The sequence below is a fragment of the Pelomonas sp. Root1217 genome (assembly GCF_001425705.1).
Lineage (GTDB): Bacteria > Pseudomonadota > Gammaproteobacteria > Burkholderiales > Burkholderiaceae_C > Pelomonas.
Genome location: NZ_LMDC01000028.1, coordinates 1,092,298 through 1,115,919, shown reverse-complemented (window position 1 = coordinate 1,115,919; position 23,622 = coordinate 1,092,298). Strand labels below are relative to the sequence as shown.

20 protein-coding genes are annotated in these 23,622 nt (G+C 67.4%); 7 read left to right on the top strand and 13 right to left on the bottom strand.

Annotated elements, in window-relative coordinates; translation table 11 throughout:
* Positions 1-22: 22 nt before the first annotated feature.
* Positions 23-784, bottom strand: a complete 762-nt coding sequence (gene kduD, locus ASC95_RS25145) for a 2-dehydro-3-deoxy-D-gluconate 5-dehydrogenase KduD (RefSeq protein WP_057300515.1) — start codon at positions 782-784, stop codon at positions 23-25.
* Positions 785-1,208: 424 nt separating this feature from the next.
* Here kduD and ASC95_RS25140 point away from each other — a divergent pair, with 424 nt between their 5' ends.
* The 6 genes from ASC95_RS25140 (at position 1,209) to ASC95_RS25115 (ending at position 12,698) form a co-directional block, all read left to right on the top strand.
* Positions 1,209-4,169, top strand: a complete 2,961-nt coding sequence (locus tag ASC95_RS25140) for a TonB-dependent receptor (RefSeq protein ID WP_157256496.1) — start codon at positions 1,209-1,211, stop codon at positions 4,167-4,169.
* Positions 4,170-4,305: 136 nt separating this feature from the next.
* Positions 4,306-4,872: a PEP-CTERM sorting domain-containing protein gene (locus tag ASC95_RS25135; RefSeq protein WP_057300369.1), complete on the top strand. Its 567-nt coding sequence runs from the start codon at positions 4,306-4,308 to the stop codon at positions 4,870-4,872.
* On the top strand, positions 4,869-7,676 hold the full coding sequence (locus ASC95_RS25130; protein ID WP_057300368.1) for a hypothetical protein: 2,808 nt from the start codon (positions 4,869-4,871) through the stop codon (positions 7,674-7,676). The genes ASC95_RS25135 and ASC95_RS25130 overlap by 4 nt, the downstream gene beginning before the upstream one ends.
* A gap of 38 nt (positions 7,677-7,714) precedes the next feature.
* Positions 7,715-10,600: a TonB-dependent receptor domain-containing protein gene (locus ASC95_RS25125; RefSeq protein WP_235538045.1), complete on the top strand. Its 2,886-nt coding sequence runs from the start codon at positions 7,715-7,717 to the stop codon at positions 10,598-10,600.
* A gap of 65 nt (positions 10,601-10,665) precedes the next feature.
* On the top strand, positions 10,666-11,943 hold the full coding sequence (locus ASC95_RS25120) for a polysaccharide lyase family 1 protein (RefSeq protein WP_157256495.1): 1,278 nt from the start codon (positions 10,666-10,668) through the stop codon (positions 11,941-11,943).
* The gene (locus ASC95_RS25115) at positions 11,940-12,698 is read left to right on the top strand and encodes a rhamnogalacturonan acetylesterase (protein ID WP_057300365.1); all 759 of its coding nucleotides are present in this window, start codon (positions 11,940-11,942) and stop codon (positions 12,696-12,698) included. Before ASC95_RS25120 ends, ASC95_RS25115 begins: the two co-directional genes overlap by 4 nt.
* A gap of 1 nt (position 12,699) precedes the next feature.
* On the opposite strand, the gene ASC95_RS25110 is transcribed toward ASC95_RS25115, so the two are convergent.
* From ASC95_RS25110 to ASC95_RS25085, 6 genes are all read right to left on the bottom strand, one after another.
* Positions 12,700-13,026 (bottom strand): cupin domain-containing protein, encoded by a 327-nt coding sequence (locus ASC95_RS25110; protein ID WP_057300364.1) that lies wholly within the window; start codon positions 13,024-13,026, stop codon positions 12,700-12,702.
* 27 nt (positions 13,027-13,053) lie between these two features.
* Positions 13,054-13,368 carry a divalent-cation tolerance protein CutA gene (cutA, locus tag ASC95_RS25105; RefSeq protein WP_057300363.1) on the bottom strand — a complete coding sequence of 105 codons (315 nt, stop codon included), beginning with the start codon at positions 13,366-13,368 and terminating at the stop codon, positions 13,054-13,056.
* Between the two features lie 5 nt (positions 13,369-13,373).
* Positions 13,374-13,790, bottom strand: coding sequence for a GFA family protein (locus ASC95_RS25100; protein ID WP_057300362.1), 417 nt, complete (start codon positions 13,788-13,790; stop codon positions 13,374-13,376).
* Complete coding sequence (locus tag ASC95_RS25095; protein WP_057300361.1) at positions 13,790-14,104, bottom strand: hypothetical protein; 315 nt, start codon at positions 14,102-14,104, stop codon at positions 13,790-13,792. Before ASC95_RS25095 ends, ASC95_RS25100 begins: the two co-directional genes overlap by 1 nt.
* 79 nt (positions 14,105-14,183) lie before the next feature.
* On the bottom strand, positions 14,184-14,738 hold the full coding sequence (locus ASC95_RS25090) for an NADPH-dependent FMN reductase (protein WP_057300360.1): 555 nt from the start codon (positions 14,736-14,738) through the stop codon (positions 14,184-14,186).
* A gap of 297 nt (positions 14,739-15,035) precedes the next feature.
* Positions 15,036-16,124, bottom strand: a complete 1,089-nt coding sequence (locus tag ASC95_RS25085) for an alpha/beta hydrolase family protein (RefSeq protein ID WP_057300359.1) — start codon at positions 16,122-16,124, stop codon at positions 15,036-15,038.
* A 47-nt stretch (positions 16,125-16,171) separates the two neighbouring features.
* Here ASC95_RS25085 and ASC95_RS25080 point away from each other — a divergent pair, with 47 nt between their 5' ends.
* On the top strand, positions 16,172-16,939 hold the full coding sequence (locus ASC95_RS25080) for an ABC transporter substrate-binding protein (protein ID WP_057300358.1): 768 nt from the start codon (positions 16,172-16,174) through the stop codon (positions 16,937-16,939).
* Here the strand turns inward: ASC95_RS25080 and ASC95_RS25075 are convergent.
* The 6 genes from ASC95_RS25075 to ASC95_RS25050 are packed head-to-tail and all read right to left on the bottom strand — an operon-like array spanning position 16,936 to position 23,568.
* Complete coding sequence (locus ASC95_RS25075; protein ID WP_057300357.1) at positions 16,936-18,216, bottom strand: TRAP transporter large permease; 1,281 nt, start codon at positions 18,214-18,216, stop codon at positions 16,936-16,938. The two genes, ASC95_RS25080 and ASC95_RS25075, sit on opposite strands and share 4 nt — an antisense overlap.
* Before the next feature lie 25 nt (positions 18,217-18,241).
* Positions 18,242-18,736, bottom strand: a complete 495-nt coding sequence (locus ASC95_RS25070; protein ID WP_057300356.1) for a TRAP transporter small permease — start codon at positions 18,734-18,736, stop codon at positions 18,242-18,244.
* Positions 18,733-19,692, bottom strand: a complete 960-nt coding sequence (locus ASC95_RS25065) for a TRAP transporter substrate-binding protein (RefSeq protein ID WP_057300355.1) — start codon at positions 19,690-19,692, stop codon at positions 18,733-18,735. The genes ASC95_RS25070 and ASC95_RS25065 overlap by 4 nt, the downstream gene beginning before the upstream one ends.
* A gap of 9 nt (positions 19,693-19,701) precedes the next feature.
* Positions 19,702-21,300 carry a family 43 glycosylhydrolase gene (locus ASC95_RS25060; protein WP_082568085.1) on the bottom strand — a complete coding sequence of 533 codons (1,599 nt, stop codon included), beginning with the start codon at positions 21,298-21,300 and terminating at the stop codon, positions 19,702-19,704.
* Positions 21,297-22,610 (bottom strand): polysaccharide lyase family 1 protein, encoded by a 1,314-nt coding sequence (locus ASC95_RS25055; RefSeq protein ID WP_057300353.1) that lies wholly within the window; start codon positions 22,608-22,610, stop codon positions 21,297-21,299. The genes ASC95_RS25060 and ASC95_RS25055 overlap by 4 nt, the downstream gene beginning before the upstream one ends.
* 4 nt (positions 22,611-22,614) lie before the next feature.
* The gene (locus ASC95_RS25050) at positions 22,615-23,568 is read right to left on the bottom strand and encodes a sugar kinase (protein WP_200960197.1); all 954 of its coding nucleotides are present in this window, start codon (positions 23,566-23,568) and stop codon (positions 22,615-22,617) included.
* Between the last annotated feature and the right edge of the window lie 54 nt (positions 23,569-23,622).

The following is a 23,622-nucleotide window of genomic DNA, read 5'->3' as shown; positions in this document are numbered from 1 at the left end:
GCGAGGCTGGGCGAGGGGCGTTTTACCTGGCCAGCCAGCCGCCATCCACGGCGATGGTGTAGCCATTGACGTAGTCGGACGCCTGCGAGGCCAGGAACACGACCGGACCGGCCAGGTCCTCGGGCTTGCCCCAGCGGCCGGCCGGGATGCGGTCCAGGATGGCGCTGTTGCGCTGCTCGTCGGCGCGCAGCGCGGCGGTGTTGTTGGTGGCCATATAGCCCGGCGCGATGGCGTTCACATTGATGCCATGCGAGGCCCACTCGTTGGCCATCAACCGCGTGATGCCCATGACGCCGCTCTTGCTGGCCGTGTAGGAGGGCACGCGCACACCGCCCTGGAAGCTCAGCATCGACGCGATGTTGATGATCTTGCCGCCGCTGCCCTGGGCCAGGTAGACCTTGGCCACGGCCTGCGACAGGAAGAACACGGACTTCAGGTTCAAGTCCATCACGTCGTCCCAGTCGGCCTCCGAAAACTTAATGGCGTCTTCACGGCGAATGATGCCGGCGTTGTTGACCAGGATGTGCACCGCGCCCGTGAAGGTCCTGGCCTGGGCGACCAGGTCGGAAATGGCGCTCACGTCGGACAGGTTGGCACGCATGTCCAGGAAGCGGCGCCCGAGCTTCTCGACACCGGCCTTGGTCTCATCCGGGTCGGACACGTTGACGCCGACGATGTCAGCGCCGGCTTGGGCGAGCGCCAGCGCCATGCCCTGGCCCAGGCCGGTGTTGCAGCCGGTGACGATGGCCGTCTTGCCGGCCAGGTTGAAGTTGTTGAGCACCATGTTTTGTTGCGTCCGTTCAGCGCGAGGGTCGTGGCCAAGGTGGTTCAGCTGGTTGAAACGCAGTTCCACTTTTTCCGATGCCACGACTTTAGGCAGCGCGCAAGTGTTGCGGAATCATGGTTTCTAATTAGTGAACCGATGTTCCGATTTTCGCATCTTCCCCCTATCATCGTCCACAACGAACTTCGAAGAACTCAGCAATGTGCCCCTGTTTACCCATGACGGGCCTGCGCTGACCGACAAGTTTTTCCCTCGCCGCGACAACGATCTGTCGTCACGACGAAAGAACCGGTGCTCGCACTACAGCGTCGCCGGCTTAGGAAATCAACGGGTGCCCTGCGTGCGCCCGGGTTCACAGCCTTGCATAACCCGAGAGCCGCCGGCGCGACACCGCACCCAGGCGGCCTGCACCAGGAGACACCACATGCCCGCCTTTCATCCTTTCCGTCGCTCGTCCCACCGCTTGGCGCTGAGCCCGGTGGCGCTGGCCGCCACCCTTGCCACGTTGTCTGCCGCGCCCGCCTGGGCCCAGACCGCGCCGGCCCCCTCCGCGCAACTGGAGACCGTGACCGTCACCGGCATCCGCGCCTCGCTGGAGAGCGCGCTGAACGCCAAGCGCCAGGACAAGGGCATCGTCGATGTCATCAAGGCCGAGGACATGGGCAAGTTCCCGGACACCAACCTGGCCGAATCGCTGCAGCGCATCCCGGGCGTCGTCATCGACCGTGACGCTGGCGAAGGCCGCAACATCACCGTGCGCGGCCTGGGCGGCGACTTCGCTCGCACCCGCATCAACGGCATCGAGGCCCTGGCCACCACCGGCGGTACTGACAGCTCCGGCGGCGCCAACCGCACCCGTGCCTTCGACTTCAACGTCTTCGCCGCCGATCTCTTCAACTCGCTGACCGTGCGCAAGAGCAGTTCGGCCGACGTGGATGAAGGTTCGCTTGGCGCCACCATCGACCTGCAGACGGCCCGCCCCTTCGACCTGAACAAGTTCGCGGCCGCCGTATCCGTCAAAGGCACCTACAACGACCTGTCCGGCAAGGCCACGCCCAAGACCTCCTTCCTGATCTCCAACACCTTTGCCGACAAGAAGATCGGCGTGCTGCTGTCGGGCGCCTATTCCAAGCGCAAGGTCTATGAAGAGGGCTTCAGCACCGTGCGCTGGGACAACGGCCCCTCCAGCGGCAACGCCTTCAGCGGCTGGTGCCCGCCCCAGGGCGTGACGGCCAACCTGCCGACCGGCTCCACCGCCACCACCTGCGGCCCCGCCGCCCAGGCGGTGGCCCGCCTGCCCAACACGCCGGAAAACCTCGCTGCCTACAACGCCGCCTCGCTGGCCACCAACTTCCACCCGCGCCTGCCCCGCTACGGCCGCCTCACGCATGACCAGGAGCGCTTGGGGCTGACCGGCGCCATCCAGCTGCGCCCGGCCGACAGCATGCTGATCACCTTCGACATGCTGTACAGCAAGCTGGAGGCAACCCGCCAGGAAGACTTCCTGGAGGCCATCTCCTTCAGCCGCGCGCTGTCGGCCGGCGGCAAGCAGCAGACCAGCGTCGTCGAGGCGCAGTTCGCGCCCAGCGGCCAGATGCTCTACGGCAAGTTCAACGGCGTCGACGTGCGCGCCGAATCGCGCTTCGACAAGCTCAGCACCGAGTTCACGCAGCCGTCGCTGACCGTCGAGCAGGACATCACCGACACCCTCAAGCTGACCCTGCGCGGTGGCCGCGCGACGTCCCGCTTCAGGAACCCCATCCAGACCACGACGACGCTGGATGCGCCCAACGTGAACGGCTATGTGTTCGACGCCCGCGGCGACGACCGCGCGCCGCTGCTCGGCTACGGCAACCTCAACCCCAGCGACCCCAACGGCGCGCTGAAGATCTACGGCGTGCCCGTCGGCTCGACCAGCATCGCCAACTTCACGCCCAGCGAAATCCGCATCCGCCCCAACGGTGTGACCAACCGCCAGGACGTGCTGACCGCGGACGTGGCCTGGGAAGTCATCCCCGACGTGCTGACGCTCAAGGGTGGCGCCAGCTACAAGCAGTTCAAGTTCACCAGCTACGACATCCGCCGCACCGTCGAGACGATGAACACGCTGCCGGCCAACGTGATCCCGGCCAGCCTCGTGACGACGCTGACGGGCTTCGGCAAGGGCCAAAACCTGCCTGATGGCTCGATCACGTCCTGGGTCATCCCCAACCTGGACGCCATCGCCGAGGCCTATGACATCTACTGCAACTGCCTGAAGACCGGCCCGGCCGGCGGCCCGGGCGACTACAGGCTGACCTCCATCACCAACGGCAGCGCCCGTGGCGGCAACCGCGCCATCACCGAGACCGACACCGGCACATGGTTCATGGCCGACTTCGAGACCCGCCTGGGTGGCATGCCCGTGCGCGGCAATGTCGGCACGCGCTATGTGAAGACCGCCATCGACGCCAGCGGCTACCTCGCCACCGGCGGCGGCAGCGCGGTCTCGGCCTCGCGCCAGTACACCGACTGGCTGCCTTCGGCCAATGTCTCGGTCAACCTGGCCAAGGACCTGATCCTGCGCGCCGCCGCGGCCAAGGTCATGTCGCGCCCGCCGCTGCAGAACCTGAACCCGGGCGGCACGCTGAGCACGACGGGATCGCTGAGCTACACCGGTGGCAATCCCTCGCTGGATCCCTTCCGCGCCACGACGCTGGACCTGAGCGCCGAGTGGTACCACTCGAAGAACGCCTTCATCGGCCTGGGCGTGTTCCAGAAGGACATCAAGAGCTATGTGCTGACGCAGGGCCGCGACATCCCCTACAACCAGACCGGCCTGCCCATGTCGCTGCTGCCAAGCAACTTCACCGGCGACGAGATCTTTCGCGTCAGCGCCCCCGTCAACACCCCGGGCGGCAAGCTGACCGGCTTCGAGATCAACGTGCAGCAGCCCTTCACCTTCCTGCCGGGCTGGGGCAAGAATTTCGGCTTGCTGGCGAACTACACGCAGGTCAAGTCCAAGATGGAATACGTGTTGTCGGCCACCGCCGTCGGCTCCGCCACCGTCACGGAAGACCTGGTCAACCTGTCGCCGCGCTCCTGGAACCTGTCGGTCTACTACGACGACGGTACCTTCAGCGGCCGCGTGTCGACCTCGGCGCGCTCGGCCTTCCTGACCACCATCCCGGCGGGCAACAACCAGGACGTGGCCGGCAAGAACAAGACCTTCAATGTCGACCTGTCGATGGGCTACCAGCTCAACAAGCAGCTGCAGCTGACGTTTGAAGCGACCAATCTGACCAACCAGCCGAACGACCAGTTCATCTCCCGGGCGATGGACAACGTCGTGGTCAACAACTACACCGGCCGCGAGTTCATCATCGGTGGCCGCTACAAGTTCTAAGGCGCTGATCGCCTAGATCCGCAAGGGCATGGACCTGTCGTCTGTGCTCTTCTTTGCTTGCGGGACCCTGCAGGTCTCCTGATCCCGAAGACGCGTCGATCGCCCTGCGGCGAGCCCGACCACACGGAGACAAATCATGAAGACCTACAGGACCCTGGTGGTCGCAGCCGCTGCATGGCTGATCGCCACCGCCGCCCAGGCAGTCAACGGCTTGCCCGCCGGCACCCTCATCACGGCCCAAGTCAGCGGCGCCAGCACGACGCTGCTCGGCCTGGACCATGGCTTCGCCGACGAGCCGGGCAGCAACACCACGGCCCTGGCCGCTGCCGACCTCGAATTCCTGACCGGCGACGCCGCGGTCGGTATCGATTTCTTCAGTGACGGCCATGTGCAGGTCTGGAACAACACCGGCGCCACCGGCCTGACGGGCAGCTACAGCTTCATCTTCAGCTTCGCCGGCCTGAGCCAGCCGCTCACCGGCTTCGCGCCGCTGGACATGACGGGTGTTGCCGGCGGCACCGTCAGCCTGCAGCTGGTGGATGAGCACACCGTCAGCCTCACGCTGAACAACGTCAGCTTCACGAGCGAGTTCGGCAGCTTCACGACACAGATCGCCGTCAGCGCCGTGCCGGAGCCTGGCAGCCTGGCGCTGCTGGGCGCTGGCCTGGGCGTGATCGCCCTGCGCAGGAGGGCCGTCGCATGAAAGCCCTCCAGCACCTGGGCATCGCCGCGCTGCTGGCCCTGAGCCTGCCGGTCCACGCCCTTGACGCCGCCCAACAGACCGCACCCAGCGACGGCTGGGGCGCCGGCACCGTCGGCGGCAGCGCCGCCACGCCCGAGCACATCTACACCGTGCACAACCGCGCCGAGCTGCTGAACGCGCTGGCCAACGGCGGCAACGCGGCCAAGATCATCAAGGTGGCCGGCACCATCGACATGACCGAGGGCACGCCCTTCGCCAGCACCGCCGACCAGAAGGTGAGGGCGCGCGTGCGCCTGACCAGCAACACCACGCTGATCGGCGAAGGCCCGGGCGCCGGCTTCGTCAATGCCTGGATAGACATCACCAGCGTCAGCCAGGTCATCGTGCGCAACCTGCACCTGGTCGCGCCCTGCGACGTCGGCCCGATCTGGGACCCGACCGATGGCGCCTTGGGCAACTGGAACTCGGCCTACGACGCCATCGGCATCGTCACCGCCACCCAGGTCTGGATCGACCGCAACACCATCACCGACGCACCCGTCACCGACGACACGCTGCCCGTCGAGAACGGCAAGACCAAGCAATGCCACGACGGCGCCATCGACATCACCAAGGGCGCGGACCTGATCACGGTCTCCTACAACGTCGTCACGGCGCATGACAAGAGCATGCTGATCGGCGGCTCCGACAGCCTGACCAGCGATGCCGGCAAGCTGCGCATCACCATCGCCAACAACGTCTTCAACGGCGTGGTCCAGCGCGTGCCACGCGTGCGCTTTGGCCAGGTCCACGTCTTCAACAACTATTTTGTCGGCAGCAAGACGGCCAACCCCTACCCGCACAGCTACAGCGTCGGTGTGGGCAAGGCGAGCAATATCCTGTCGCACAGCAATGTGTTCGCCATCGACGGCGCGGCGGGTTGTGACAGCGTCGTCGTCTACGCCAGCTCCGACCACACCGGCGTATTCCGGGACAGCGGCTCCACCGTCAACGGTGCCGCCCTGGGCGCCTGCGCCGTGCAGGCCGGCACGGCCTTCGTGCCCGGCTACACCTACAAGCCGCGGCCGGCGGCCCTGGTCAAGGCCAACAACCTGGCCCTGGCGGGGGCCTGGAAGATCTCGACGCAGATCAGCGGCAGCGGCAACGTCAGCGAGGTGGGCGGCACGAAGGCGCCTGCGGCGAACGAGACCAACGTCCACACCGACACGCGCCTGTCCCTGTCTTTCGATGCGCCGCCCGCCATTGGCACTTCAGGCAAAGTCAACGTCTACCGCACGAGTGACGACGTGCTGGTGGACAGCATCGACCTGAGCACCGCGCCGTCGTCCAGCGACACGCAGGCGGTGCTGGCCCGCAGCAACCTCGAGATCGACGCGTTGGGCCTCGGCGCCATGCCCGACGGTGCCACCTTCGCGCGCTATGTCTGGTACCGGCCCCTCAGCGTCAGCGGAGCCAAGGCCTCCGTCAAGCTGCACAGCAACAAGCTGGACTTCGGCACCAGCTACTACGTGACCATGGACGCCTCGGTGCTGGTCGGCACCATCAAGGGCGCCGCCTTCGCCGGCATCACCAAGGCCGACGGCTGGAAGTTCACCACCCGCGCTGCTCCGGCGAGCTTCACCAATCTCAACGTGGACGACGGGGGCACGACGGCCGACTTCCGCACGCTGCAAGGCGCGTTGAACTGGGTCATGAAGAACTGCTCGACCAACAGCCCGGCCGCCAATGGCTGCAACACCGTTGCCACACCGAAGACCATCCACCTGGCCAATGGCAGTTACCCCGAGCTCAACGTGCTGCGCAAGGTGTCCAACCTCAGCATCGTCGGCGAGAGCCGCGACGGCGTGGTGGTGGGCGAGGTCAACTTTGAGTCGCTGAACTCGGGCAGCGGCGCGAGCAGCGCTGCCGCCGGCACGGCGCTCAGCACTTCGGGCAAGACGCTGGGCCACCGCGTGCTCGGCGGCGGCCGTTCCTCCCTGCTGGTGGAGACGTCAGATCTGCTGACGCTGCAGAACTTCACGCTGCAGAACCCGCATGTGCGCAGCACGAGCTGGGACAACCAGGCCGAAGCCATCTACTTCAACACCAGCACGACGGCTGCGGCCGCGCGCTTCGTGGCCAAGCAGATGAACTTCCTGAGCCAGCAGGACACGTTGCAACTCAAGGGCTACAACTGGATCTACCAGTCGCTGGTGGCCGGCAACGTCGACTTCATCTGGGGCAGCGTGATGGCCAGCCTGTTCGAGGACTGCGAGATCCGCTCGGTGGCCGACACGGCCAGCAGCTCGGCCGGCTTCATCCTGCAGTCGCGCGCCACCGCGGGCGACAAAGGCTTTGTTTTCCTGAACAGCCGGTTGACCGCCGAGCCCGCAGTGAGCCAAGCCTATTTGGCGCGCAGTGGCGGCACGACGGCGACGGCCTATATCGACCACATCGCCTTCGTGAACACCAAGATGGGCTCGCACATCCTGCCCGCCGGCTGGTGCGTAGGCACGGGCACGAGCAAGACCGGCGTGGGCACGGGCAGTTGCGGCAGCAACCCACCGTCCTGGGCAGGCACGGCCGACGGCGGCACCACCGACACGGTGGGCTGGCGCGAGGTCGGCAGCATGGACCTCAACGGCGCGCCGCTGGACGTCAGCGCGCGTTTGGGCCTGGCTTCGGTCAAGGTCGCCAATGTGCCGACCAATGTCATGTTGGCCAAGCCCCTCGGTTCGGCCACGGGCCTGACCACGCGCGCCGAGATCTTCCAGAACTCGACCATCGCCACCGGCGCGCCCGGCGGCTGGGTGCCGGCACCCTGAGCCATCGAAGCAAGAAGCACCACGGAGACACGATGAACATGAAAAACCCGCACGCCCGCCTGACCCTGTGCGCCAGCGCCGTGTTGAGCCTGATGGCCACGGCCCATGCGCAAACCCCCGATGCCCCCGCGACGCTGGAGCGCATCCAGATCACCGGCTCCTCCATCAAGCGCCTGGCCGGCGAGACGGCGCTGCCGGTGTCGGTGATCAAGTCCGAGGAGCTCGAAGCCCGCGGCCACACCGAGCTCAAGGACCTGGTGTTGGAGATGCCGCAGTCGCTGTCCCTGGGCACCAACAGCGGTGCCGCAGGCCCGATGCTTAATCTGCGCGGCCTGGGGCCGATGCGCACGCTGACCCTGCTGAACGGCCGCCGCATGGCTAACGAGCCGCTGCAGGACCAGTACGTCTCCGTCAACGTCATCCCGCGCATGGCCCTGGACCGTGCCGAGACGCTGCGTGACGGCGCCTCGTCCATCTACGGCTCCGACGCCATCGGCGGCGTGCAGAACTTCTGGACCTACAACAGCTTCAAGGGCGCGCGGGTCAAGGTCGAGTGGAACCAGCCGGAGCATGCCGGTGGCGGCGAGACCAAGGCCGTCGGCGCCATCGTCGGCGCGGGCGACCTGAGCGCCGATGGCTGGAACGCCTATCTGTCGCTGGACCATCAGCGCAAGTCGGCCCTGTTCAAGATCGACCGGCCCGAGCTGTATGACTACTCGGTGCTGTCGGCCATGGGCCTGGGCCTGCTGCCCGACAACAAGAACCCCAGCCCGATTGCCAACTTCGGCTTCGCAACCGGCGCCAATTCCAACTACAACCCGGCGTTTGTGACCGGCTGCGCCGCGCCGTATTCGCTGCCGACGCTGGGCGCCGGCAGCGTCGCCACGCCGGCCACCTACTCGAACGCCGGTTGCTACCGCAACCCCAACTACTACGACGCCGTCACCGATGGCAGCGAGATCACCAACGTCTTCGGCAAGCTGAGCTGGAAGATCAACAACGACCACTCGCTGGCGCTGGAAGGCCTGCACTCCAGGTTCAACGTGCAGAAGTACCGCGGCATGCAGGTGCCAGGCGGCACGGCCCCGGCCACCACCTACAACATGCCAGCCACCAGCCGCTTTTACCCGGGCAAGGGCATCACGCCGGCCGTCAAGGTGGTGGGCAGCAACACCGGTGCCAACTCGCCGGCGATGTTCATCGACGCGAGCAAGACGCCCGGCACAGTCACCGACCTGAACATGAACAACCGGACGATCTATTTCGTCTGGGGCCCGGCAGAACTCGGCTCGGCCTACCGCAATGACGAGCAGACCAACGACCGGCTGGTGCTCAGCGCGGAGGGCACGGTGGCCGGCTTTGACTACCGCGTGGGCCTGAACTACGGCCGCTCCTTGCGCGACACCCGCGCCGGTGCTGGCTACATCCTCTATTCCAAGGCGCAGGAAGGCTTCACCAAGGGCATCCTGAATCCTTTCGGTCTGCAGGACGAGGCCGGTCTCGAATACCTGCGCAGCATCGAGGCCAGCGACTACAGCTACCGCGTCAACCGCGCCTTCAACCGCAGCGTGGACCTGACGCTGACGCGCTCGCTGATGGACCTGGCCGGTGGCCCGCTGATGCTGGCCGTGACCGGCGAAGTGCGCCGCGATTCGGCCAAGGTCGAGGCCGCACCGCTGGACTACGTGGCCAAGAACGCCAACGGCAGCTATGCGATCGACGCCTTCGGCAATGTCAGCAAGCACGACCTCGTTGGCGAGACGCCCACCGGCGTGGCACGCGACCTCGGGCGCAACATCAAGTCGGCCGTCATCGAAGTGGACGCGCCCGTCACCAGGCGGCTGAGCTTCAACGCCGCGGTGCGCTCCGACACCTACAGCGACCTGAAGACGACGACGGTCAACCCCAAGCTGTCGGCCCGCTACCAGGCACTGGACGAGCTGGTGCTGCGCGCCTCGGCCAACACGGGCTTCCGGGCACCGTCCATCATGGACATCCAGAACCCGACGCCCGAGGTTCGCACGCAGATGATGGACGACCCGGTGCTGTGCCCGAGCGCCACGCCCACCATCACCAACACCGGCAACCCGGTCAACGGCTTCACGCGCGACCAGGTCTGCAACCAGACCATGAGCTACTGGACCAAGTCCCCGGACAACAGCTTCCTCAAGCCCGAGAAGTCCAAGGGCTGGACACTGGGCCTGGCGCTGGAGCCGACCAAGGGCCTGCTGATGACGGCGGACTACTGGGGCATTAGGCTGACCGACATGCTGGGCGCCGTGGCCATCGCCGAGGTGCAGCAGCAGCCGGCCAAATACGCGACCAACATCATCCGCAAGGCCGACGGCACCATCGACTACATCATCGCCAGCCAGGCCAACCGCGGCGACACCAGCATTCGCGGGCTGGACCTGTCCATGATGTACCGCGTCGCCACGCCCATCGGTCAGGCCAGCTTCATGCTGGACGGCACCTACTACGAGAGCTACCGCTTCAGCGCCGAGAAGAACGGCGAGGTGCTGAGCAATGTCGGCATCATCACCAACGACGCGCGCTACGGTGGCGCCGGCGTCAACTCGGGCCTTGCGGGCATGCCCCAGATCAACCCGCGCTGGAAGCACACCGCCTCGGTGGGCCTGCGCAACGGCCCGTGGTCGGGCCTGGTCTCGGTGCGCTACAACACCGCGCTGACCGACATCACGCCGCGCGCCGGCTCGACGGTGAACCGCGTCAGCCCCTACAGCCAGTACGGCGCCAGCCTGGCCTACTCGGGCTTCAAGGGGCTCAAGCTCAGCCTGGCGGTCAACAACATCACCAACGCGACACCGCCGATCACGGCCAACAGCCTCTACGTCGGCTACATCACCAGCATGGCCGACGTGCTGGGCCGGGCGTACAAGGTCACCGCCGACTACAGCTTCTGAGCATGAGGCATCTTCATTCTCCAGGCCGCCGCGGCCTCCTGGCCGGTGCCGGCAGCCTGGGTCTCATGGCTTGGCTGCCTTCGGCCGCTGCGCAGACCCCGGCCACGGCTGGCATCGCCACCCGCGGCTGGACCGAGACCCAGGGCGGCCGCGGTGGTCGCGTCATCAAGGTCACGACGCTCGCGCCTTCCGGCCCCGGCAGCCTGAAGGAGGCGATCGAGGCCAGCGGCCCGCGCATCGTCGTCTTCGAGGTCGGCGGCGTCATCGACATGGGCGGGCAGCCGCTCAAGATCACGCAGCCCTTCCTGACGCTGGCCGGCCAGACGGCGCCCGACCCTGGCGTCACCGTCATCAAGGCCGAGACGACGATCGCGACCCACGACGTCGTCATCCAGCACCTGAGCTTTCGGCCCGGCGAGTTCGGCCGCCCCAAGAAGGGCGGGGGTGACCAGGACGGCATCTCGACGCTGGGCGGCGCGCACGACGTCATCGTCGACCACTGCAGCTTTTCCTGGGCCACCGACGAGAACCTCTCCGCCAGCGGCCCGCGCTTTGAAGGCAAGACGGTGGAGCACTGGCGCAAGTCGACGTCCCACCGCATCACCTACAGCCACAACCTGATCTATGAAGGTCTGGGCAATTCGGTGCATGTGAAGGGCGAGCACAGCAAAGGCTCGCTGATCCACGACAACACCAGCGGCGTGCTGATCTACGCCAACGTCTATGCCTCCAACCGCCAGCGCAACGCCTTGTTCAAGGGCGGCGCGCAGGGGGCCATGGTCAACAACTACATCTTCAACCCGGGCGATCGGGGCGTGCACTACAACCTGCTTGCCAACGAGTGGGAGGGCCAGCCCTGGCAGACCGGCAAGCTGACGTTGGTGGGAAATGCCTTGCGCCATGGCCCCAGCACGGTGGCGGGCACGCCCTTCTTCACGTTGTTGGGCCAGGGTGACCTTGAGCTCTACATGGCCGACAACATCGCCCACGACGCGCAAGGCGCGCCGGCGCCGCTTCTTGGCCGCAATGCAGCGACGACGGCCAAGCTGATCGTGGCCAGCCAGGCCTACCTGCCGCCTGGCCTGCCGCCGCTGCGTGCGGCTGCCGCGCTGGTGGGCGAACTGCCTGCCCTCGTCGGCGCCCGTCCCTGGGCGCGTGATCCGCTGGACGCCAAGCTGCTGGCCGACATGGCGCAAGGCAAAGGCAAGCTGATCGACTCCGAAGTCGAGAACGCGCTCGGCTACCCCCGCCACGCGCCAACACGCCGCGCCTTCAAGCCCGAGGACTGGAACCTCGACGACATGAGCCCCAAGGCTGGTTGGCCAGCCCTCGCAAAACCATGAAGCTGTCCGCCTTGTTCCTTGCCCTGCTGCTGACCGGCAGCGCCATCGCTCAGACGCCGGCTTCATCGCCGGCTTCCGCGCCGCGCGGCGAGACCACCGCCAATGTCGCCACCGGCCCCCGCCTCATCCTCATCGGCGACTCGACGATGGCGCCGCGCAGCGGCTACGGCAATGCGCTGTGCGCCCGCTTCCAGCAGGTGGCCTGCATCAACCTCGCGCGCGGCGGGCGCTCCAGCATGAGCTTTCGCGCCGAAGGGCTGTGGTCCACCGTGCTGGCCTTGCTGAACGAGGGCGGCACGAGCAAGCAGAAAACCCTGGTGCTGATTCAGTTCGGCCACAACGACCAGCCCGGCAAGCCGGGCCGCTCCACCGATCTGGCCACCGAGTTTGGGCCGAACATGGCCGGCTATGTGAAGGAGGTCAAGGCGGCCGGCGCCGAGGTGATGCTCGTCACGCCGCTGACGCGGCGAACCTTCAAGGACGGTGAACTGGCCAATGACCTGCGCCCGTGGGCTGAAAGCCTCATCAAGGTCGGCGCCGAGCAAGGCGTGCCGGTGCTGGACCTGAATGCCATCAGCCATGCCGCTGTCGCCGCGATGGGCCAGGCCGGCGCCGACACGCTGGCCGAGGCGCCGCCGCGCTTCGATCGCACGCACCTGGGGCCGAAGGGGGCGGCGCTGTTCTCGGAGCAGGTGATGGAGGGGCTGTTGAAACTCAGGCCGGAGCTGGCCACGGCGCGCACGCTCGAGAGGTGAGTCAGGGCAGCACGACGGTCACGAGAGCCATGGCATCCTCGAGCGCCAGCACGTCGTGCACGGCTTCTCGGTCCAGGTAGAGCAACTGGCCTGCCTGCAACTGATGGCGGCCGGCGTCGGTCGTCACGGCCAATGCGCCAGAGATGCACTGGATGGTGATCTCGTGCGCCACCTTGTGCGGGGGCAGCGCTTTGCCCGCGGTCAGCACGAGGCGCATGACCTCCAGGTCGCGTGACTTGAACAGCGCCACCGTCCGCGCGCCGTCGGGGTCGTCAGCGCTGGGGCGGATGTCGATGGCTTGACCGGGCGTGGCGTGCGGGATGGCCATAGCAGCGAGTATGCGCCTCGTGCGAATTCAGGCTGACAGCGATTCGCGCAGCCAGGCCAGGTACTCGGGCGTCGCGCCGACCACAGGCAGCGCAAAGACCGCTGGCAGCTCGTAAGGGTGCTGCTCAAGGAGCAGCACCTCGAGTGCCGGATAGCGCGCGCGGCTGGTCTTGAACATCAGGCGGACCTCGGGCTCACAGGTGACCTCGTCATGCCAGCGGTAGGTGCTGCGGACGGCTTCGGTCTGCACACAGGCAGCGAGGCGCTGCTCGACGGCTGCACGGGCCAGTGCGTCTGCCTGGCCTTGATTGGCCACGGTCGTGAAGACGGCCAGCAGGTCCATGCGCTTCAGTGCTCCGGCAGGGTCTCGTGCTCGGTAAGCGGTGTCGCCAGTTTGGCCCATGGCGGGCGCTGACCGACGAACAGCACGGCCGTGGGCGAGAACAGGGCGGGGTCGTCGAGGCTGCCGACATAGATGGTGACCATCTCGGGCGCCGATTCGGGCGTGCCGAACAGCAGGCTGCCACAGTCGCCACAGAAATTGCGCACGGCCGGCAGCCCGCTGCCGCCGATGATGCGCGACTGCTTCACCGGGCCCTGGCAGATGAATGAGGGCTTGGGCACGCCGAGGACTGGGACGCCACCGCTGCCGGAGGCGCGCTGGCAGTCGCGGCAATGGCAGACGATCGAGAACAGCACCGGGCCGGGCGATCCGTAATGGACGGCGCCGCACAGGCAGCGGCCAGTCAGCCGGGCGCTTTCCATCACTTCTTCGCCGCCGGCCTGTGGATCATCGTTCGCTGGAACCACGCCTCGTTCATCCGCGCCAGGAAGCTCGCATTGATCGGAAAGCCGCAGCCATCGCCCAGCACGGCCTCGCTGCCACAGCGCGGGCACATGGCTGTCTGCTCATTGATGGCCTTGGGGTCGTCGATGTTCTGCACCGTCAGGCCGGTCCAGCCGACGATGTCGTCGGGTTTGAAGATGCCGACACAGTTGCAGCAGCCGCAAAGCTTGCTGGCCTCGATCTGGGCGTAGTTGTTGGTCGTGTAGCGGTAGGCAGCGAGCAGTTCGTTCATGGCTGGTCCGAGGACTGGTTTTAGCCGAAGTGTGGCGCCCGGACGCGCGAAGCGCCATCGCGCTTCTATGGATTCGCCGTCAAAGGTCTGCGGCCGGAGGCATCGCAAACGGTGGTGCCAAAGCCGCTTCTTGCAGCGCCCCGAGCGATACGCGAATGGCCTCGGCGACCCAGGGCGTCTTGGCCATGGCCGGCTCTGCGATGCCCGAGCCGAGCAAGGGGATGCTGACCGATGCCGCCTCGACGATGACGGCCGACATCGTCCTCAACGTTTCCCTCAGCGCCGCGTCGGCGTGATGCGCCCGTGGCGATGCATTGAGCACGGCGACGGGCTTGCCGACAAAGGGCTCGAAGCTGACCAACCAGTCCAGCAGGTTCTTGATGGCGCCGGTGACGCCGTGGGCGTACTCCGGGCTGGCGATCAGCAGCGCATCCGCCGCGGCGACCTGGGCATGCAACTGGGCGACGCTGGGCGGCAGGTTCGCCTCCAGGTCCGGGTTGAAGAGCGGAAGCTCGCCCACCAATGTGCACACGCTGACCTCCATATCTGGCGGCGCCAGGCACTGGGCCGTGCGCAGCAGCGCGGCGTTGAAGGAGGCGGCGCGCAGGCTGCCGCAAACCGCCAGAACTCTCACGACGCGCTGTCGCGCTTCTTCATGGCGCGCCGACCGGCCATGACAGCGAGCACGGCCAATGCAAGGGTGTAGCCGGCCACTTCGAGCTTGGCGAACTGCCGGGTGGCCACGAGCCAATGGCGCGCTGGACCCACAGGCCGCCGGGTTGATCGGCGATCGGGATTAGGGGGTTGTGGGATGCACGCATTCAATGCTCGCCGCTGTGGTGGAAGGACTATGCCAACAAAGTCAGGGTCGGCCGGATGTTGCCGAGGTGAAAACTCGCCTTGTCGGGCCGCGCCCGGGCCGTGCTGTTCGTCAACGGCACTGACTTGCCAGCCATGTCGCTGCCGCCCGCTGCTGCTCGACGTCGAACAGGTGCCCTCCGGCCGTGGCGCGCGTCTGCAAGCCGGCCCCTCGTCCCCAAGCCTGACCCAATCGTCCCCAAGCCCGCTGCACCGCATCCCACGGAAACAGCTTGTCGTCAGGCGACCCGAACAGCATCAGCGGCCTGGGCGCCATCAAGGCTGCCACATCCGGATGATCCAGCTCCGCCGCCAGCCCCGGATGGGCCATGCTGAAGGCCGACTGCCCCACCAAGGTGTGCTCGCCCGGCCGCAGCAGCCCTTCGCGCGTGCACATCCAGTGCGCGGCGACGCAGGCCGAGACTTCATCGCGGATGGCAGCCAGTTGCCAGGCGCGGAAAGCCCCCATCGAGAAGCCCAGCACCGCGACGCGTTTGCCATCCACTTCGGGCCGCTCGCGCAGCCAGCGGTGCGAGCGCAGATCGTCGCTGGCGATGATGCCGGCCCAGCTCTGGCCGAGCTGCATCAGGTGGTTGGCCAGGGCCTGCTGGTCGTCGCGCGCCAGGCCGGGCCGGCTGCGGTCGCCCCAGCCCAGCGCGTCGATGGCCAGCACGGCAAAGCCCGCCTCCACCAGCGTGTCGCCGACAAAGCTGCCGCCGTAATAGCGCTGAAGCCAGGCCAGGGCTGACGGGTTGGGCTGGAGCGGCCGGATCAGCTTTTCCTTGCCGATATCAAAGCGCGCACCGTGATCGTGCATCACGACGACGGCGGGATGCGGGCCGGTGCCTTTGGGGCGCAGATAGAGCGCCGGTACGTGGTCGCCGAGTGCGCCGCGCAGCGTCAGCGCCTGGGCGGTATGGCTGCTCCGGTCTTGCTCGCCCAGCACTTCGGTTGCGAAGTCGCTGCCATCGTCACCCGGCTGCAGGATCAGCCGGCGCGCTGTGGCCTGGGCTTCGGCGCGCCAGCCGGGACCGGGGCGCCAGGCCAGCCGTGCGTGCCAGCGGCGCTGCAAGCCCACCAGCGTCTCGTCAAGGGTTTCGGCACGGGCGAGCACCGGCCACGTGACCAGCGCAGCGAACAGTTGGCGGCGTGCAAGGTTCATGGTCGCATGGGGCTGCCAAGCGGGCGGCGCTGTGAGAGAGTCGGGCGATGCACCTGCGCCGCCGCGATGCCTGTCTGCTGCTCCTGACCCTGCCCGATGCGATGGTGTGGGCCGACGACCGGGCGCCTCTGCGGATCGCCTGGAGCGACTACCCGCCCTTCCAGAGCAAGGGGGCTTCCGGCAACCCGCAGGGCCTGGACGTGGAGCTGCTGGAGTTGATGGCCCAGGCCTGCGGCGAGCGTCTGCAATGGTCGCGCCGGCCCTGGGCGCGGCAGATTCCGGACATCGCCCAAGGCGAACTGGACCTGATGTCTTCGGCCACGCACACGCCGGAGCGGCTGGCGTTTGGCGATTTCACCCAACCCTACCGAAACGAGCGCGTGGCGCTGATGGGCCTTGCGGGCGCTGCGAATTCGCCGCGCCGGCTGTCCGACCTCAAGGGCCGCGCGGTCAAGGTGGGCATGATCCGCGGCGTGTCCTTCCCACTGGCCGTGCGCCGTGAACTCGAGGCTCCCGAACTGGCGGGCCAACTGGTGCCGCTGCACGCCAATGACCTGACGCTGTCGGCCCTGCGCGCACGGCGCGTGGACTACGTCATCGACGACCCCGCCACGCTGCTCTACCGCGCCGCGCGTGAGCCTGGCGAGGCGGTAGAGGTGGTGTTGGAGCTGGCCGTGAGCCCGGTCCATGTCTACGTCAGCCGGCGCACGCTGGAGCGGCGGCCAGAGCTGATGCAGCGCCTCAACCTGGGCCTGCAGCGGGCGCGCCAGCTGCCCGAGTGGAATCGGGTGCTGGCCCGATATCCAGGCTATTAGCCGCCCACCCATGCCGGCAGCGCCATCGACAGCGCAGGGATGTAGGTGACGGCCAGCAGCGTGGCCAGCAGCGCGCCGTAAAAGGGCGCAATCGAGCGCATGACCTGGCCGACGCTGACGCCACCGATCGCGCAGCCGACGAACTGCGTGCTGCCCACCGGCGGCGTGTTCAGGCCCAGCGCGCAGTTCAGCAACATGACGACGCCGAACTGCGTCGGGTCCATGCCGGCCTTCATGCAGATGGGCAGGAAGATGGGCGTGCAGATCAGGATGGTGGCCGCCATGTCGAGGAAGGTGCCGAGCACGAAGAGCAGCACGTTCACCCACAGGAAGATCGCCCACGGGCGGTTGCCGCTGAGTTGCTCCAGCCATTCGCCGGTCTTCTGCGGCACCTCGTACAACGCCATGAAGTAGCCGAAGGCGGCGGAGATGCCGATCAAGAGCAGCACGACGCCGGTCGTCTTGCAGGCCTTGGCGCAGGCCTCCAGGAAGCCGCGGCGGCTCAAGGATCTGTAGGCCAGCCCCGTGACGATCAGCGCCCAGCAGACGGCCGTGGCGGCCGACTCGGTGGCCGTGAACACGCCGCTGAGGATGCCGCCCAGGATGATGACGATGACCAGCAGACCCGGCAGTGCTGCGACAAAGGCCGAGAACACAGGCCCCCAGCCGGGAAAGGCGCCGTGCGTCGGATAGCCGCGCTTCACCGCGACGCCATAGGCTGCAGCCAGATTGGACAGCGTCAACAGCACCGCCGGGATCAGGCAGGCGAGGATGAGGTTGAAGACGCTGACCGCCGCAATGCCGGCCGTGGCCAGCACATAGATGATGAGGTTGTGCGAGGTGGGCATCAGTGCGCCGACCAGCGCTGCATGCGTCGTCACGTTGACCGCGTAGTCGGCGTCATAGCCTTCGCGCTTCATCAGCGGGATCATCACCGAGCCCATCGCCGACACGTCCGCCAGCGGCGAGCCGGCGACGCCGCCGAACAGCGTGCAGCCCAGCACATTGCTCATCCCTAAGCCGCCGCGCACATGGCCCACCAGCCGGTTGGCGAAGTTGACGATGCGCTCGGCGATGCCGCCGTGCAGCATCAACTCGCCGGCAAAGATGAAGAACGGGATGGCGAGAAAGGAGAAGACCTGCATGCCGCCCACCATCTTCTGGAAGACGATGGCCATGGGCAGGTCGGCCGCGAGCGCCGTCGCCACGGACGACAGTCCGATGGCAAAGGCCACCGGCACGCCCAAGAGCAGCAGCAGCACGAAGCTGCCGCACATGACCCAGAGTTCAAGACCCTCCACCTCAGACTCCCGCTTCTTCTATGGTCTGGTCGCGCCACAGCGCGATCAGGTGCTCGATGCAGAACAGCACGATCAGCACGCCGGAGATGACCAGCGGCAGATAGTCCAGCCCCTCGGACACGCCGAGCATGGGCTTGGGCTCAGCCCATTTCAGCGTCAGCCACTCCCAGCCCGCGAAGGCCATCAGCACGGCAAAGGCGATCACGCACAGGTGGATAAACGCCTCGGCCACGCGCTGCGCCGCCCTGGGCAGCAGCACGACGACGGACTCCATGCCGAGGTGGCCGGCGTCGCGCACGCCCACCGCGACCGCCAGGGCCGTGATGTAGAGCACCAGCAGCAGCGCGAAGGGCTCCGTCCAGGTAGGCGAGTCGTTCAGCAGGTAGCGGCCCACGACCTGCCATTGCACGCAGATGACGAGGACGACGAGGCCCAGCACGGCGGTGCGCAGCGACCAGCGTGACAGGGCCGCGCAGAGCTTGGTGTAGGCGTTCATTTGATTTCTTGGATCGTCTTCACCAGCGCCTGAAGGTCGGGCGTGTTGACGAACTTGGCGATGACGGGCTGAACGGCCTGGCGGAAGGCCTCGCGGTCGGGCGTGATGATCTCGGCGCCGGCCGCCTTCACCGCCGCGAGCGCCTTGGCCTCCTGCGCATCCCAGCGCTCGCGCTCGACGGCGACCGAGGCCTTGGCGGCTTCGCGCAGCTGCTTCTGCTGCTCGGGCGTCAGCTTGTCCCAGATCTTCTTGCTGATGAACAGCCCCTCGGGCGTCATCGAATGCTCGGTGCGGCTGTAGAACTTGGCCGCCTCGAAGTGGCGGAAGCCCTCGTAGCTCGGCACATTGTTCTCGGCCGCGTCGATGAGGCCGGTCTTGAGCCCCGTGTAGACCTCGCCGATGGGCATGGGCGAGGGGTTGGCGCCAAGGGCCGTCATGGCGGCCACCCACAGGTCGGTCTGCTGCACGCGGATCTTCAGGCCCTTCATGTCGGCCAGCGTCTTGATGGGCTTGCGGGCGTAGACCGAGCGGGCGCCGGAGTCGTAGAGGGCCAAGCCGACCATGCCCTGGTGCTCGCAGGCCTTGAGGATCACCTCGCCCGGGGCGCCGTCGAAGGCGTGGCGCATGTGGGCCGTGTCGCGGAACAGGAAGGGCAGGGACGGCACCAGCGTCTTGGGGCACATGGCCGTCAGCGGCGCGAGGTTGACGCGTGTCATGGCCAGCGCGCCGAGCTTGACCTGGTCGATGGTTTCCTTCTCGCTGCCCAGGGCGCCCTTGTTGAAGACCTTGACCGTCAGCGCGCCGCCGCTGCTCTTGGCGAGCAGCTGGCCCAGGTGCTTGACAGCGACCACGGTGGGGTAGTCGTCGCTGTTGTGCACGTCGGCTGATTTAAGCTCCAGGGCCCAGGCGGCAGGGCTGAGCAGTGCCGCGGCGAGCAGGGTGGTTTGGATCTTCATGAGGTCTCCTTAGTCGAGGGCGCGATAGCGCAGATTCGAGAAGCGCGCCTCGCCCTGGCCGGCGGCGTAGACGGCCGGGCGCAGGCTGGCGAAGCCGCCCGCCGTGTTGTGGTGGTAGCCGCTGACGTCCATCTGCACCGGGAACTTGGCCCAGGGCTGGGACGCGTCGGCGCGCGAGTACAGCGTCAGCACATGGCGCGCGCAGCGCAGCCTGAGCTGCATGCGCCGCGCGATGCCGGCAGGCTTGGGCACGGCGCGGATGTCCTGCCCGTAGCGATGCAGCTGGAAGCTGCGGGCGTTGGCGCCCATGCCGGCATAAAGCCGCGGGCTGTAGAACATGACGACGCCGGCCTGCACGCCTTCGTCGAAGTCGAGATCGAAGGCCACCTCGAAGGCCGGGTCACCCTGGATGAAGCCCAGCGGCGGGCTGTCGCCCGGGCCCTTGCCGCCGTTCGCACGCAGATGCAGCCGCCCGTCGAGCACGCGGGCGCGCGGCGCCTGACCGCTGCCGCTGAGGAACTGCCAGTGGGGTTTGAGCGTGGTGCCGCTGAAATCGTCCGACAGCGCCAGGCCATGCGGTACGGCGTCGCCGCCCTTGGGTTTGGGCAGCGGCGCGCCGTCGTCGGCATCGACATGGAACCAGCCATCGGCACTGAAGCGCGCCGGTGCCAGCAGCATCTGTCGGCCCAGCGTGTGGAAGCTGTTCTCGTAGCCGTGATACAGCGTCCACCAATCGCCGTCCGGGCCTTGGACCAGGCTGCCATGACCGCGCGACCACCAGCGCTCGCGTGGCGAGCGGGTGCGCATCAGCGGGTTGTGCGGCGCCTGCTCCCAGGGGCCGTCAAGCGTGCGGCTGCGCGCGGCGATGACCATGTGGCCAGTGGGCGGCCCGGCCGTGCCGCCCACGGCAAGCAGCATGTGCCACCAGCCGCCGTGGCGCAGCATCTTGGGCCCCTCGGGCGAGAAGCTCTCGACATCCCAGTCTTCGGGATAGCGCCAGGGGTCGTAGACATGCTCGACGGGGCCGGCCAGCTTTAGGCCGTCGTCACTCAGGCGCACGCGATCGCCGCCTGAGAGGAAGAGCCAGCGCTGGCCATTTTCGTCGGCGACGTGGGTTGGATCGATGTGGTGGGGCAGGCCCAGAGGCTGCGGCTTTGACCACGGCCCCTCGATGCGGTCGGCCCAGCTGACCAGGATGTCGTTGGGCTGCGCCTTGACCGGCAGGTAGAGGTAGTAGCGATCGCCATGCCTGCACAGGTCCGGCGCCCAGACGCTGCCGACGGCTTCATGCAGCGCGTTGGCCACCGGCTGCCAGTTGACGAGGTCGCGCGAATGCCAGATCAACAGGCCTGGCACGGCCTCGAAACTGGAGTGGGTCAGGTAATAGTCCGGCCCATCCTTCAGCACCGTGGGGTCGGGCCGGTCACCGGCCAGCACGGGGTTCAGGTAGCGACCGTCGCCCATGTCGGCCTTGCGCTGGCCTTCGATGCCCTTGGGCCAGGGCTGGCAGGGCGGCAGATAGGGCTGGCCGGGCGCATCGGCGCAGTCGAGGGCAAAGGCCGGAGGCACCGCCAGCAAAGCCAGCAGCTCGCGGCGCAGCAAGGTCACTTGGAAACCTGCGTGAACAGCGACTGCCAACCCGCCTTCGGCGCCATGTCGGCGAGGTTCCAGTCGGCCTCCACAAACGCGTGCTGCGTCGGCTTGCGCTTGGGCAGGCCATCGGGGTTGTTCTGGGTCTCATCGTCGATGAGCTGGCCGCGGTCCTCGGCGATGTCGGACAGCTGCTTGAAGTCCAGCGGGTCGCGCGCCCAGGGCCGCGAGCCGACGTACAGCGGCAGCAGCTTCTCCAGCTCGCGTGGCGGCAGCCAGGACAGGGCTGGTGGCAGATAGGGCTGGCGCACGGGAATGATCTCGGCGCTGGTCGTGTAGCGGCCCGTCATCGGCAGCGGCTGGCCCTGGCGGTCGACGGCGAGGTTGTCCTGCTCGTAGAGCTGCACATCGCCCACGCCGCCCAACGTGAAGAAGGGCAGGTTGAGTGCCGTGCCCGGCCCGGCGCGGTAGACGTTGCCCGCCAGCGTGATCTTGCCGACCTGGTAGGGCCGGCCCACCCATTCGTGGGCGATCAGGTTGTAGTGCACCGCGCGCCAGCCGGGGTTGTAGATCAGGTTGTTGACCATGGCGCCCCACACGCCGCCCTTGAACAGCGCGTTGCGCTCGCGGTTGGAGGCGTAGACGTTGCCCAGCAGCAGGATCTGCGTGGCGTTGTCGTGGATCAGCGAGCCCTTGCTGTGTTCGCCCTTGATGTGCACCGCCTCGTTCAGCCCCTCGTAGATGAGGTTGTGGCTGTAGGTGATGGCGTGCGAGGTATGGGCGCGCCAGTCATCGGGCGTGGCGCCCTCGAAGCGGTGGCCGCCGACGGAGAGGTTCTCGTCCGTCGCCCAGGAGAAGCTGCAATGGTCGACGATGACGCGCTCGGCGCCGTCGCCGGTGGAGAAGCCGTCGTGGTCGTTGCCGCTGCGCTTTGGCCGCCCGAAGGCGCCGGGGCGGATGCTGACGTGCTGCAGGATGACGTCCTTGGCGAACACCTCCAGCTCGCCCTTGACGAGGGTGATGCCCGGGTCGGGCGCGGTCTGGCCGGCGATGGTCACCTTGCCTTCGCGCAGCTTCACACTTTTGCCACCCAGGTCGATCACACCGCCGACCTCGAAGACGATGACACGCGGGCCGCGCGTCTCCAGCGCTGCCGTCAGGCTGCCGGGGCCCTCGGCCGCCAGCGTCGTCACGCGAATGATCTTGCCGCCTTGGCCGCCGGTCGTCTGCGCCCAGCCGGCGTGAACGTAAGTGGCGGGGTGCAGCGGCGCGTTGCCCTCGGCATGGCAAAGACCGGCCGCCAAGGCCAGGGTCCACAGGAGTCGCATGTGCCTATCCAATCAGGTCTTGCATCGCGTCGCGCGGGATCAGGGCGCCGGGATGCTGAATGACGCGAGCCGCCAGCCGGTTGCCGAACGCTGCGCCTTCCGCCGGCGTGGCGCCGCGCAGGCGCTGGCTCAGGTAGCCGGCGGCGAAGGAGTCACCCGCGGCGGTGGTGTCGACGACGCGCGCAACGGCTTCGGTGGCCACGTCCTGCCAGACGTGGTTCAAGCCGACCCGGGCCGGCAGCGCGCCACGTTTGATGGCGATCTCGGCCACCGGCAGGGCTTGCGCAGCCGTCACGGCTGTCTCGAGGTCGGCCAGGCCGTGCAGGGCCTGATGGTCGTCGGCGGTGATCAAGGCGAGCGTCGAGGCGGCAAAGGCGCGGTCGTACCAGTAGCGCGCGTCGGCCAGCGAGCCCCACAGCCGTGGGCGGAAGTTGTTGTCGAAGGCCACGTGCTTGCCCGCGGCACGCATGCGCGCCATCAGTGCCAGCGCCCGCTCGCGGCCGGCCGGTGGCAGGATCGCCAGGCTGATGCCCGAGAGATAGAGGGCGTCCAGTGCGTCGGCCTGCTCTTCCAGGGCGGACGTCGAGGTGTCGAAATAGGACCGTGCCGCCGCCTGGCCCCGCCAGTAGTGAAAGCGTCGCTCGCCGCCCTCGTCGAGCTCGATCAGGTACAGCCCCGGCAGGCGGCCCGGCAGGCGCTGCACCAGGCCGGTCTGCACGCCTTCGGCCCCCCAGCGCTCCAGCAGCCCGGCGCTCAGCGAGTCGTCGCCCAGGGCCGTCGCATAGTGCACGCGCAGGTTCGCACCGCCGCAGCGGGCCAGGTAGACGGCGGTGTTCAACGTGTCGCCGCCAAAGCTCTGGCGCAGCTGGCCAAAGGCCTGGCCCTGCAATTCGAGCATGCATTCGCCCAGGGCGGCAATGGACACCGGCCGGGAGGGGGCCGAGGGGAAAGTGTTCACGGATAAAAAATGAAACGGCGGTTCAATAAGATAGCTTACGCGGTTCATTTGCAG

What these genes read in the sequence shown, in the direction of transcription:
- kduD (WP_057300515.1), bottom strand. Translation starts at nt 784, where the DNA reads ATGGTGCTCAACAACTTCAACCTGGCCGGCAAGACGGCCATCGTCACC.
- ASC95_RS25140 (WP_157256496.1), top strand. Translation starts at nt 1,209, where the DNA reads ATGCCCGCCTTTCATCCTTTCCGTCGCTCGTCCCACCGCTTGGCGCTG.
- ASC95_RS25135 (WP_057300369.1), top strand. Translation starts at nt 4,306, where the DNA reads ATGAAGACCTACAGGACCCTGGTGGTCGCAGCCGCTGCATGGCTGATC.
- ASC95_RS25130 (WP_057300368.1), top strand. Translation starts at nt 4,869, where the DNA reads ATGAAAGCCCTCCAGCACCTGGGCATCGCCGCGCTGCTGGCCCTGAGC.
- ASC95_RS25125 (WP_235538045.1), top strand. Translation starts at nt 7,715, where the DNA reads ATGAAAAACCCGCACGCCCGCCTGACCCTGTGCGCCAGCGCCGTGTTG.
- ASC95_RS25120 (WP_157256495.1), top strand. Translation starts at nt 10,666, where the DNA reads ATGGCTTGGCTGCCTTCGGCCGCTGCGCAGACCCCGGCCACGGCTGGC.
- ASC95_RS25115 (WP_057300365.1), top strand. Translation starts at nt 11,940, where the DNA reads ATGAAGCTGTCCGCCTTGTTCCTTGCCCTGCTGCTGACCGGCAGCGCC.
- ASC95_RS25110 (WP_057300364.1), bottom strand. Translation starts at nt 13,026, where the DNA reads ATGGCCATCCCGCACGCCACGCCCGGTCAAGCCATCGACATCCGCCCC.
- cutA (WP_057300363.1), bottom strand. Translation starts at nt 13,368, where the DNA reads ATGGACCTGCTGGCCGTCTTCACGACCGTGGCCAATCAAGGCCAGGCA.
- ASC95_RS25100 (WP_057300362.1), bottom strand. Translation starts at nt 13,790, where the DNA reads ATGGAAAGCGCCCGGCTGACTGGCCGCTGCCTGTGCGGCGCCGTCCAT.
- ASC95_RS25095 (WP_057300361.1), bottom strand. Translation starts at nt 14,104, where the DNA reads ATGAACGAACTGCTCGCTGCCTACCGCTACACGACCAACAACTACGCC.
- ASC95_RS25085 (WP_057300359.1), bottom strand. Translation starts at nt 16,124, where the DNA reads ATGAACCTTGCACGCCGCCAACTGTTCGCTGCGCTGGTCACGTGGCCG.
- ASC95_RS25080 (WP_057300358.1), top strand. Translation starts at nt 16,172, where the DNA reads ATGCACCTGCGCCGCCGCGATGCCTGTCTGCTGCTCCTGACCCTGCCC.
- ASC95_RS25075 (WP_057300357.1), bottom strand. Translation starts at nt 18,216, where the DNA reads ATGTGCGGCAGCTTCGTGCTGCTGCTGCTCTTGGGCGTGCCGGTGGCC.
- ASC95_RS25070 (WP_057300356.1), bottom strand. Translation starts at nt 18,736, where the DNA reads ATGAACGCCTACACCAAGCTCTGCGCGGCCCTGTCACGCTGGTCGCTG.
- ASC95_RS25065 (WP_057300355.1), bottom strand. Translation starts at nt 19,692, where the DNA reads ATGAAGATCCAAACCACCCTGCTCGCCGCGGCACTGCTCAGCCCTGCC.
- ASC95_RS25055 (WP_057300353.1), bottom strand. Translation starts at nt 22,610, where the DNA reads ATGCGACTCCTGTGGACCCTGGCCTTGGCGGCCGGTCTTTGCCATGCC.